Origin of the sequence: Flavobacterium sp. J27 (assembly GCF_004303025.1) — a bacterium.
Lineage (GTDB): Bacteria > Bacteroidota > Bacteroidia > Flavobacteriales > Flavobacteriaceae > Flavobacterium.
Window position 1 is genome coordinate 150952 of record NZ_PJQW01000005.1, and the last position, 11148, is coordinate 162099.

Sequence of the window (11148 nt, forward strand, 5' to 3'; positions counted from 1 at the left end):
TGTTAATTATAGACTTTATATTTTAGTATAACTTTTACTTATAATTAAAAAAACACTAGAATTTGGTACTTCATAAGGAATTACTATTTTTACGGAAAATTTCAAATAAATATTTTAAAAGCAAATAATAATTTAAAAATGAAAAAAGCCTTATTAATTTTAGGAGTTGCAATTGCACTAATTTCTTGTGATAAAAAAGAGGATAAAAAGGAAAGTTTTAAAACAGCATATATAGACACTGCAAAATTAATTCAGGATTATGCAAAGTTTAAAGATGAAGACGAAAAATTTAAAGTAAAATCTCAAGAAATGGGTCGTCCTTTAGAAGCAAAATTAAAAGCATTTCAAACTGAGGCTTCAGGTTTTCAAAGAAATGCTCAAATTAAAGGTATGGCTTGGGCCCAACAAAAAGGAGCTGAATTACAACAAAGAGAACAAGAACTTTCTATGGAACAAGATGCTCTTTTAAGACAAATTCAATCTGAAAGTGATAGTATCAGAACTACTATCGTAAAAGAATTAAAAGATTATATCAAAAGTTATGGTAAAAAAGAAGGATACGATTATATTTATGGAACTGGAGATGCAGCAACAATATTATTTGCAAAAGATCCTTATGATATTACAGAAGTAGTGTTAAAGAAATTAAATGATGAATTTAATGCTAAAAATGGAATTTCAGAAAAGAAAGAAGATTCAGATTCAGCTGATCATAAAGAAGAAGAAAAAAAATAAGTTTCTATACTAGCTTATTATAAAGCCCCAATATGGGGCTTTTTTATTGTACTTCATTTTATATATTTGTATATAAATACATGCCAAAATGAAACATTATTCTCCCGAAGCGCAACAGGTCTTACGATTTATTAATCAAACAAATAAATCTATTTTTCTTACAGGAAAAGCAGGAACTGGAAAAACAACACTTTTAAAGGAAATTTTAATAACCACTCATAAAAATACAGTAGTCGTTGCACCAACAGGTATTGCCGCTTTAAATGCAGAAGGTGTTACTATACATTCTTTATTTCAATTACCATTTGCTACATTTATTCCTGATTATAAAGAAATTACAACAAATGTATCTATTATAAAGATGGAAACAAGAACATCTTTATTGCGTCATTTTAAAATGAATATGACTAAAAGAAGTCTTTTCAATAATTTAGAATTATTAATCATCGATGAAGTTTCAATGCTTCGTGCAGATGTTTTAGATGCCATCGATTTTATGCTAAAGCGAACCCGTAGAAATGAATTACCTTTTGGTGGTATTCAAGTCCTTTTTATTGGCGATTTACTACAATTACCTCCAGTTGTAAAAAATGAGGAATGGCATATTTTAAAAGATTATTATCAAGGGATGTATTTTTTTAATGCACACATTTTGCAACAATTTCCTCCATTATATCTAGAACTTACTACTATTTATAGGCAATCAGACAGTTCTTTTGTTTCTATCCTTAACAACTTACGTACGAATAATATTACAAAAAAAGACATTAAACAATTGAATCTATATGTTAAGCCAAGTTTCAACTTGAAAGAAAATCCTGGCTATGTCTATTTAACCACTCACAATAGTAAAGCAAATCAAATAAACCAAGAATCATTACAAGAATTAAAAAAGAAGTCTCACTCCTATTTTCCAGAAATCGTTGGCGATTTTCCAGAAAAATTATTTCCATTAGATTCCATTTTAGAACTTAAAATTGGAGCTCAAATTATGTTTATAAAAAATGATTTAAATATTGATAAACAGTATTATAATGGTAAAATGGGTGTTATTGAGACTCTTTCAGATGATGAAATAAAAGTGCGTTTTCCTGAAGAAAAGAAGACAATTACAGTTGATAAATATGAATGGAAAAACATAAAATTTACAGTTAACTCTGAAACAAAAGAAATTGAAGAAGAAATATTAGGAACTTTTGTCCACTACCCTATTAAACTTGCTTGGGCAATTACAGTTCATAAAAGCCAAGGTCTTACATTTGAGAAAGCTGCTTTAGATGTTTCAGATGTTTTTGCTCCAGGACAAGCCTATGTTGCTTTATCTCGACTTAGATCTCTTACGGGTCTTGTCTTGCTTTCTCCTTTACAAATGCATGGCATTACAAACGATGTAAATGTATTAAATTATGTTGCTAATAAAGTAACTGAAGAAACCTTAAATACCACATTTAAAGTTGAAAAACAACGATTTATTTATGAATCACTTTGTAAAGGGTTTAATTTTAAAGGATTAATTCAGGAATGGCGAAACCATTTTTATAGTTATAAAACGGAAGAATCTAAATCAGTGAAATTTAAACATATGAATTGGATAACAATTCTTTATGAAAAAATAAATACTTTAGAAACTCCTTCAGAAAAATTCATCAAACAATTAACAGCTCTTTTTATTAAACAAGCACCCGATTTTAAATTTATCAATGAAAGATGTGAGGCTGCATTTACTTATTTTTTCAATGTTTTAGACCATATTTATGGAGAACTACTGTATAAAATTGAAGAGATAAAAAGAACAAAACAAGCGAAAACTTTTTTTAATGAATTGATATTATTGGAAGAAATTCACAATACAGCAATATTAATTTTGTTAAAAACTAAGACAATAGCCAATAGTATAGAAGAAGAGTATGTATTTTCAAAAGAAAGATTACAATCTAAAGAATTAAATGCTTATAAATCAGAAAAATTAAAAGAAATTCAATCGCAATTTAAAAAAGAAAATCCTGAACTTTTGGAAGAAGAAAATATATCATATTATAAAAAAACGAAGGGAAATAAAACAAGTGTAAATAAAAAAACAACAATAGAAGAAACGTTCGAATTATGGCAACAAAACTTGTCTGTGGAAGCTATAGCAATAAAGAGAAAACTCACTGAAGCAACCATTTACAGTCATTTTGTAAAATTAATTCAAAATAAATCGATAAAAATTAATGAAATCTTATCAGATAGTCGAATTGATGTACTACAAGTAGCTTTTGAGGAATATGAAAATATATCCCAAATAAAAGAAGCGTATAATTCCTCTTTTACTTGGGAAGAATTAAAATTATTTAAAGCATCCTTAGGTTTATCCTAATAAATAAACAGCCATAATAGCTGGAATAAAATAAATTACGATAGTTCGTGCTCCATCATAATCCTTTGCTATACGCTGACCAAAAAGCAAGAATAAAAGGGTAATACAAGATAAAATAGCACCATAATAGCCTGCTTTAGAGGAATTATTTGAAAGTAATTCAATAATTCCTGAAACACACAATACTCCAGAAAAAATTTCTAAAACGAGTATAATAAATAATGCCAAAGGAACAGAATTTCCAAAAATAGTTCCTGCAAAATGGCCTTTTAGCCACGACACATTTCCTTTCCAATCTTTAATCTTATCATATCCAGATTGTAAAAATGTAATACTCAATAATAACAACAATAAAATAGGGGCAATTTGTATCATAATTTTATTTTTTATGTATTAATCTTGTTAGTTTTATAGATAAATCAGTTAAAATAATTTTACTATTACCATTTCTTTCTATATGATAGATAGCGTCTTCTAACTCGTTAAATATAAGAGTTATATTATTTCCATCTATAAAAGGAGCAAATTTTTTTAAATCAAAATTATTTTCTTTTGACTCAAAGAAAACTAATTCAGTAGCCTGATAATTAGTAAGTAATGCTTGTCTAAAAAAATAAATACAGTAATGTAAAAATTGTTTTTGAACTTCTCTTCCTAATGATGCTATCATTTCACTCCAAACAATTAAATCTTGTATAGCTGCAGCATTGCCTTTGGCTTTAAAAGCGCTCCTTACCCAATCAATAAACCAAGTTTCAAAGGGGAAATCTTCTGTATCATTATGTAATAAATGTAGAGCTAGATTATAATTACCTTCACTTTGATGTGCTATTTTTTGTGCTTGTTTTTCTTCACAATTTTGAGTGGTCATCAATTCATTTGCAATAACAGTTTCACTTAAACCTATAAAATCAAGTACTTGACATCTTGATAAAATGGTTTGTAGTATATCATCTAAAGACTCTGTAATTAAGATAAAAACAGTTTTATTTGGTGGTTCTTCTAAAAGTTTTAAAAGTTTGTTGGATGCAGCTAAGTTCATTTTATCTGCCATCCAAATAATCATAATTTTATAACCACCTTCATACGACTTTAGTGCTAAAGCTTTATTTATTTCAGACGCTTCATCAACTCCTATTTGCCCCTGCTTATTTTGTATGCCTATAGTTTTATACCAATCAAATAAACTTCCATATGGATTCTCTTTAATAAAAGCTCGCCATTCTTGTAAAAAATTAGCACTTACGGGATGCGATTTTACAATATCATTTGTGGCAACAGGAAATACAAAATGCAAGTCAGGATGCGCAAAATTTTCAAATTTTAAATTGCAACTGGAGTTTCCTGTATTATTTTCGTTACCCACATTAGAACACAAAATATACTGAGAATAAGCGATAGCCATCGCTAAAGTTCCTGAGCCTTCAGGACCAACAAACAATTGCGCATGAGGAATTCTACCTAAAGAAACACTTCTTGTTAAGTGATTTTTAATATGATCTTGACCTAAAACATCTTTGAAAAGCATGAAACAAATATAATAATTGTATTGGATGAAATCTACTTTCTTAAAGCATGAAATTTTTTTAAACCAAAAATGGCTGAAAAAAAGTTATTAACAATCTGTTTTTTAGTAAGATGCATTTTTATTCAAATTTTATATTTAAAAATTGATTTTATGTTCTCTTTATTTTAACACTAAAATTAAAAATTGATTTGATTTAATTTGTAACTTTATGAAAAGCACCATTGATGATAATCTAAGAATTTTGCACTTTATCTAATGTTATACCAATAAAACCAACCTTAAGTGTTAATGTTTTCTATTTAATTCATCGATTTATTGGCGTTTTTTTAGTCAATCTTTATGGTCTTTAAAATTTTTGGCACGCATTTTGAATTGCTTTATATATAATTGATATATTGATTAAAAAACGATTTAACGGCAAGTATGATTATGAATAAAAATTGGTTACAATAAATTTTTTTTTAAAATAATTATTAACATTTTTATCAAAATATTTTGTTAAAACATTTAAATACATATATTTGTAGTTGTTTTGCCTATTTACTGAAAAATTAACAAAATTTATTATGAGAAAATTTTACGTATGCATCATCGCATTATTTTTATTAGCATCAGTTGATGTGGTAGCTCAAAACGGACAAAAAGTAATTATTGATATCAGAGGTATCGGTACTTACCATGATCGAAAAGATTTAGAAGCAATGACTAAAGGACAATTAATGCCATTGTATCTTGAAAGAGTTAAAATTTTATTTAGTGTTATCCAATATTTTGGTGTAACTAGTAAATCAGGTGTAACATTTACAGATTTAGGAATTCCAGCAACAAAAGAAAATATTAAGTTATTGGACACTGAAACTGAAAACAGAGAAGAATTTTTGAAAAACAACGCTGAATTCTTAAAAGGTATTTTACCTTATTCAGACACTAAGAATATCATTAATGCTATTTTATTCTATGAGGAAGTATTAAAACTTGTTCATCAGGTACAGGTAGAGTAAGCATTACAAAAAATCTAAAAATCAAACGTTATGAAAAAAACTATCTTATTAATTGCATTAGTCCTTTCGGGTCTTACTATACAAGCTCAAGATAATTGGGGTATTATAGGTGGTAACAATTGGTTAAATGGATGGTCTTCTTTCAACCCTGTTGGAAAAGACTACCCTCAAACAACAAAAATTTTAACAGGCAACATTTCTTCAGATTTAACATTAACAAATTTGGAAACCTACAGCCTTGTTGGTGAAGTGTATGTTACTAATAATGCCACTTTAAAGATTGAACCAGGAACGGTAATTAGAGCTAGTTCAGATCAATTTAGTGCGTTAATTATTACTAAAGGCTCAAAAATTGTAGCTGAAGGACAAGTAATAAATCCAGTTGTGTTTACTTCTGATAAACCTGTAAATGCGCGTAAAGCTGGAGACTGGGGTGGAATTTTTATATTAGGTAGTGCACCAATTAATACTTTCGGAAGTATGTCTCGTATTGAAAGTGGTATTCCGAGTAACTTTGTTGTTGGAGGTGGAGATAATCCTGCTGATAACTCTGGTGTAATGAAAAACATACGAATTGAATTTGCTGGAAAAGGTAAAGACAGATATTCCGTTTATGATGCTTTAACATTGGTAGGAGTTGGTTCTGCAACTACATTCGAATCGATTCAAATTAGTATGTCAAATGGAAATGCTTTCAAATTTATTGGCGGAAACCCTAAAGCTTCTAAATTAGTATCTTATAGATGTAAAAATAGCGACTTTGATTTTACACAAGGAGTAATAGCAAAAATTAATAATGGTTTAGCTATCAGAAATCCTTATTTTTCTGCTAGTTCAAACTATAGAGCAGCTACTATTGATGCTTTTATTAATAAAGATTTGACAGATTTTTCTAAACCAGTAACTAATGTAAGTTTAGATAACTTTACTATTGTTAATGAATCAGATGGTAAAGTTGCAGATGGTTTAGTAAAAGAAGCCATTTATATCAACAAAGACTGTGTTTTCGATTTTAAAAATAGTGTAGTTACTGGGTTTTCTTCTGCATTATATTTAGATGGTAAAATTCCAATCGAAGAAGAAGGTTTATCTAAAATTAAATTAAAAAGAATTTTTATAAATAATTGTAAAAAGAATATCGTTTCTGAAAATGGAGGCGTAACTAATGATGATTTAGAAAGTTACTATGGAAATCCATCATATGGAAATAGATATTCTAGTACAAAATCAGAGGATTTGTTTGTAGACGCAAATAATCCTAAAACTCCAGATTTTAGAATTAAAATCGGTAGTATCAATTAATAAGAGTATATATCTAGATACAAAATAATAGATTGTTTTAAGCTGTTAAAATTGTGGTTTTTGACTACTTTTTTAACAGTTTGGTTATTTAAACAAATATAAAATGATTCTTAAAATTTGGTAAAACGATGTGGTTTAAAAACTTAAAATATATACTACTTTTTACTATAGCATTTGTATTCAATAGCTATGCAAATACCATTACAAAGAACATGGTGTTTCAAACCCCTAGTATACAAAATGTTCGATTCCCAGGTTTTTCTTTTACTGATCCAAATGTTGCTTTTTGTCAAAGTAGCTCTAACCCAGACCATGAACTTACATTTCAAGTTACTAATTATATTAATTTAAGTGCTGGAAATCAATTTCAATTGTTTTTATCAAATGATGATTTTGCTACACAAAATCAAATCACAAATGTATCTATAGCTCAAACTAGTGTGTCTGGAACTACCGCAACTTACACAGCTACATTTAGTTTTCCAGCTCAAACGTATGGTAATAATTTTAAAATCAGAGTGAGATCCACTACACTCTCGAGTTTTGCAACCTCACAGGTTTTTTCGGCTTACGATATTATTTTTAATAACCAAATACCATTAAACGTAACGAACGGTTCAGTTATACTCTGTGCAAACGGTTCATTTACTATATCAATAAAAGATGATGTTACACCAACTCCTTTGACATATTCGTATTTAACTTATATATGGCGTAAACAAAACCTTTCTACAGGTATTTTTGAAGTTATACCCAATCAAACAGGACCAAGTTTAACAGTTACTACATCGGGTACTTATTTTGTAGAGGTTAATTATGGACCGATATGTTCTAGTTCTGCTTCACCAAACACTTTGGCCAAATCTGTACAAGTTACAGTAACTCAGTCTACTTCAGGAGATACACTTCAAATCGCATCTCAAAATGGGGAAACTGAAGTGTGTGAATCTACAGGGGTATTATTACTTCTCCAAGATAGTTCTGGCAACCTAGTAGCAAATGGTTCAAATATATCATGGTATTTAAATGGAGTTGTTATTCCAAATGCTAATTCTAATACGTATAATGCTACTCAAGGAGGTGCTTACACCGCTTCTTTGAATAATGGTTCTTGTACTATAAGCGTGCCTCAAAATGAAGCTTATGTATTAAACGAAATTACTTTTAATGCCACTTTAAATGTAAGTACTCCATATGAATTAACTATTGGAGATAACTTTGATGCGATTGTTACCACAGATGCCATTTCTCCTTCTTTCGAATGGTATTTTAACAATAATATTTTAACGGAAACAACTAATACTTTGAATATAGCTGTTGCTGGTCAATATACAGTAATTATTACTGAAAACTCAGGATGTATTTCTACTATAGAATTAAATTTATTAGTAATTGAACCAGGATCAGATGTAATACCTAATCTAATTAGTCCTAATGGAGATGGTATTAATGATAAATTTAAAGTACCTTATAATTTAACAAGCTCTAATAACCTAAGCCTCGAAATATATAATTCCTCCGGAAAGCAGGTCTATGTAACAGACAATTATCAAAACACCTGGCCTGAAAATGATAATGATGCTTTTGAATCTAAAGCATTTTATTATTTTAAAATGACTAAAGAAAGTCAAATTATAAAAGAAGGAATTCTAACCGTAATTAAATAACCCTACAAATTAATCAATTGAAAAGTAAATACTTAAGTGTAATTTTATGTTTGTTTTTTACAACTGCATTCTCTCAAGAAAATGCATACACTTCTTTTGATGTATCGTTAAATAATTCTATACGATTAAATAGATTTTTAATTAACCCTACTTTTAGCTTCGTTAGAGAAGTTGCACCAACAATAAATTTGGTAAACAAAAGACAATGGGTAAGATTCGATGATGCTCCAGTTACATACCTTATTAATTATCAAGGTAGACTAAGCAACGAATCAAGATTTGGAATAGGGGCGTATTCACAAACTATAGGTGCATTTAAAAATACAGGAGGTATTTTAAATTATGCTATAAATGTGCCCTTACAAAAAGAGGCAAACTTTACTTTTGGTTTAAATGCTTATTTTTCCAGCAATAATTTCGATATTAATAAAGTAATCACTGAATCTCCCGAACCATTGTTAGCAAATGCAACAGCTACAACGATTATTTCTGTGAAACCAGGTGTAAATTTGAACTTTAATAATTTCGATATTGGTATTACTGCCGATAATATTATTTCTTACAATTTGACAACCAGTGAATCTGTTCAAGAAAATAAATCTACCTCATTTTCTGGACACTTAATGTATACTAAAGAATTAGACAGTTATTACAATATTTTAGATGGTGCTAATTTTTCGACTATGTTACGTGCTCAAAGTAGTAATGGAGACACAGGGTTAGGTGCTAATTTTTTATTAGATCAAAAAGAAATGGGTTGGGTTGAAGCAGGGTATAATACTTTGTATGGAGCAAATGCAGGAGTTGGTGTTGCTATTTCAAATAAATTTTTAATTGGATATGCTTATAATTTATCTATAAACAATTCTTTATTTTTTGGATCAAGCCATGAATTCTCTTTATCTTATAGATTTGATGATTATGATAATGCATTCAATTACAGAAAAAGAGCTCAAAAAATTAGAGAGAGAAATGCTAAAAAGAAAGGTGCTGTTAATACAACATTTGCTAAGTTAGAGCAAGAAAGAATTGATAAAGCTAAGGCTGAAAAGGAAAAAAGAGCAAAAGAAAAAGCTGAAAATGATAGATTAGCTCAATTAGAGAGAGAAAGATTAGCGGCATTAGCTGAAGCTGAAAAAGAAAGATTAGCTAAAGAACAAGCAGAAAGAGATAGATTAGCTGCTTTATCTCAAGCTGAGCAAGCTGAGAAGGATAGATTAGCAGCCTTAGCTCAAGCTGAAAAAGATAGATTGGCTAAAGAACAAGCAGAAAGAGATAGATTGGCTGCTTTAGCTCAAGCGGAGAAAGACAGATTGGCTAAAGAAAAAGCGGAGAAAGATAGATTAGAAAGATTGGCTAGACAAAAAGCTGAAAATGATAAGATAGCTAAAGAAAACGCAGAGATAGATAGATTAGCTAAAGAAAACGCAGAGAAAGACAGATTGGCTAGAGAGCAAGCAGAGAAAGACAGATTGGCTAGAGAGCAAGCAGAGAAAGATAGATTAGCTAAAGAACAAGCTGAGAAAGACAGATTGGCTAGAGAACAAGCTGAGAAAGATAGATTAGCTAAAGAACAAGCTGAGAAAGACAGATTGGCTAGAGAGCAAGCAGAGAAAGATAGATTAGCTAAAGAACAAGCAGAGAAAGATAGAATAGCTAAAGAGCAAGCAGAGAAAGATAGATTGGCTAGAGAACAAGCTGAGAAAGATAGATTAGCTAAAGAACAAGCTGAGAAAGACAGATTGGCTAGAGAACAAGCTGAGAAAGATAGATTAGCTAAAGAACAAGCTGAGAAAGATAGATTGGCTAAAGAGCAAGCAGAGAAAGACAGATTGGCTAGAGAGCAAGCAGAGAAAGATAGATTAGCTAAAGAACAAGCAGAGAAAGAGAGATTGGCTAGAGAGCAAGCAGAGAAAGATAGGTTAGCTAAAGAACAAGCAGAGAAAGACAGATTGGCTAGAGAACAAGCTGAGAAAGATAGGTTAGCTAAAGAGCAAGCAGAGAAAGACAGATTGGCTAGAGAACAAGCTGAGAAAGATAGATTGGCTAAAGAGCAAGCAGAGAAAGACAGATTGGCTAGAGAGCAAGCAGAGAAAGATAGATTAGCTAAAGAACAAGCAGAGAAAGACAGATTGGCTAGAGAGCAAGCAGAGAAAGATAGGTTAGCTAAAGAGCAAGCAGAGAAAGACAGATTGGCTAGAGAACAAGCTACTAATGCAAAACTTTCAGTAGGTGAGAAAATTTCTAATATAGAAAGTAAATTAAATATTTCTAATAAACTATTAGATGATTATAAGAGCGATATTGAAGAAAGAACAAAACGTTCCGATGAATTAATAAAGAGTTTAGACTCCTTAGTTAAAGAAAGGGATTTAGATTTAAAAGCCTTTATTGGTGAAGATGATCCAAACTATAAAGGACCAGCGAGAAAGTTCGTGAGTACAACGCAACAAAATGCACAATTAAACGCATTGAAGAGTCAAATTTCAAACAACAAAAAAGTATTTGATGATTTAATTTTTGATTTTGAAAATGCAAATAGAGCCAGATTGAACG

8 protein-coding genes and 1 pseudogene are annotated in these 11148 nt (G+C 29.8%); 6 read left to right on the forward strand and 3 right to left on the reverse strand.

Going from position 1 to position 11148, the window contains the following annotated elements:
* The first annotated feature begins 138 nt into the window (after positions 1-138).
* Positions 139-735: an OmpH family outer membrane protein gene (locus CX675_RS08675; protein ID WP_130734844.1), complete on the forward strand. Its 597-nt coding sequence runs from the start codon at positions 139-141 to the stop codon at positions 733-735.
* An 88-nt stretch (positions 736-823) separates the two neighbouring features.
* A complete protein-coding gene (locus CX675_RS08680; protein ID WP_130734845.1) occupies positions 824-3094 on the forward strand; it encodes a helix-turn-helix domain-containing protein in 2271 nt (756 codons plus the stop codon).
* Here the strand turns inward: CX675_RS08680 and CX675_RS08685 are convergent.
* The gene (locus tag CX675_RS08685) at positions 3086-3469 is read right to left on the reverse strand and encodes a DoxX family protein (protein WP_130734846.1); all 384 of its coding nucleotides are present in this window, start codon (positions 3467-3469) and stop codon (positions 3086-3088) included. The genes CX675_RS08680 and CX675_RS08685 overlap by 9 nt on opposite strands.
* Before the next feature lie 4 nt (positions 3470-3473).
* Positions 3474-4622, reverse strand: coding sequence for a DNA polymerase III subunit delta' (locus CX675_RS08690; RefSeq protein WP_130734847.1), 1149 nt, complete (start codon positions 4620-4622; stop codon positions 3474-3476).
* A 566-nt stretch (positions 4623-5188) separates the two neighbouring features.
* Between CX675_RS08690 and CX675_RS08695 the strand changes: the two genes are divergently transcribed.
* From CX675_RS08695 to CX675_RS20325, 4 genes and pseudogenes are all read left to right on the forward strand, one after another.
* Positions 5189-5623, forward strand: coding sequence for a hypothetical protein (locus CX675_RS08695; protein ID WP_130734848.1), 435 nt, complete (start codon positions 5189-5191; stop codon positions 5621-5623).
* 30 nt (positions 5624-5653) lie between these two features.
* The gene (locus CX675_RS08700; RefSeq protein WP_130734849.1) at positions 5654-6925 is read left to right on the forward strand and encodes a hypothetical protein; all 1272 of its coding nucleotides are present in this window, start codon (positions 5654-5656) and stop codon (positions 6923-6925) included.
* Positions 6926-7053: 128 nt separating this feature from the next.
* The gene (locus tag CX675_RS08705) at positions 7054-8592 is read left to right on the forward strand and encodes a gliding motility-associated C-terminal domain-containing protein (RefSeq protein WP_130734850.1); all 1539 of its coding nucleotides are present in this window, start codon (positions 7054-7056) and stop codon (positions 8590-8592) included.
* Positions 8593-8609: 17 nt separating this feature from the next.
* Positions 8610-9494: pseudogene (locus tag CX675_RS20325) on the forward strand (PorP/SprF family type IX secretion system membrane protein); the annotation flags it as partial.
* A gap of 392 nt (positions 9495-9886) precedes the next feature.
* On the opposite strand, the gene CX675_RS20330 reads toward CX675_RS20325, so the two are convergent.
* Entirely contained in the window at positions 9887-10861 is a 975-nt protein-coding gene (locus tag CX675_RS20330) for a pentapeptide repeat-containing protein (RefSeq protein WP_370277668.1), read from the reverse strand.
* Positions 10862-11148: the final 287 nt, after the last annotated feature.

What these genes read in the sequence shown, in the direction of transcription:
- CX675_RS08690 (WP_130734847.1), bottom strand. Translation starts at nt 4,622, where the DNA reads ATGCTTTTCAAAGATGTTTTAGGTCAAGATCATATTAAAAATCACTTA.
- CX675_RS08680 (WP_130734845.1), top strand. Translation starts at nt 824, where the DNA reads ATGAAACATTATTCTCCCGAAGCGCAACAGGTCTTACGATTTATTAAT.
- CX675_RS08700 (WP_130734849.1), top strand. Translation starts at nt 5,654, where the DNA reads ATGAAAAAAACTATCTTATTAATTGCATTAGTCCTTTCGGGTCTTACT.
- CX675_RS08705 (WP_130734850.1), top strand. Translation starts at nt 7,054, where the DNA reads ATGTGGTTTAAAAACTTAAAATATATACTACTTTTTACTATAGCATTT.
- CX675_RS08685 (WP_130734846.1), bottom strand. Translation starts at nt 3,469, where the DNA reads ATGATACAAATTGCCCCTATTTTATTGTTGTTATTATTGAGTATTACA.
- CX675_RS08675 (WP_130734844.1), top strand. Translation starts at nt 139, where the DNA reads ATGAAAAAAGCCTTATTAATTTTAGGAGTTGCAATTGCACTAATTTCT.
- CX675_RS08695 (WP_130734848.1), top strand. Translation starts at nt 5,189, where the DNA reads ATGAGAAAATTTTACGTATGCATCATCGCATTATTTTTATTAGCATCA.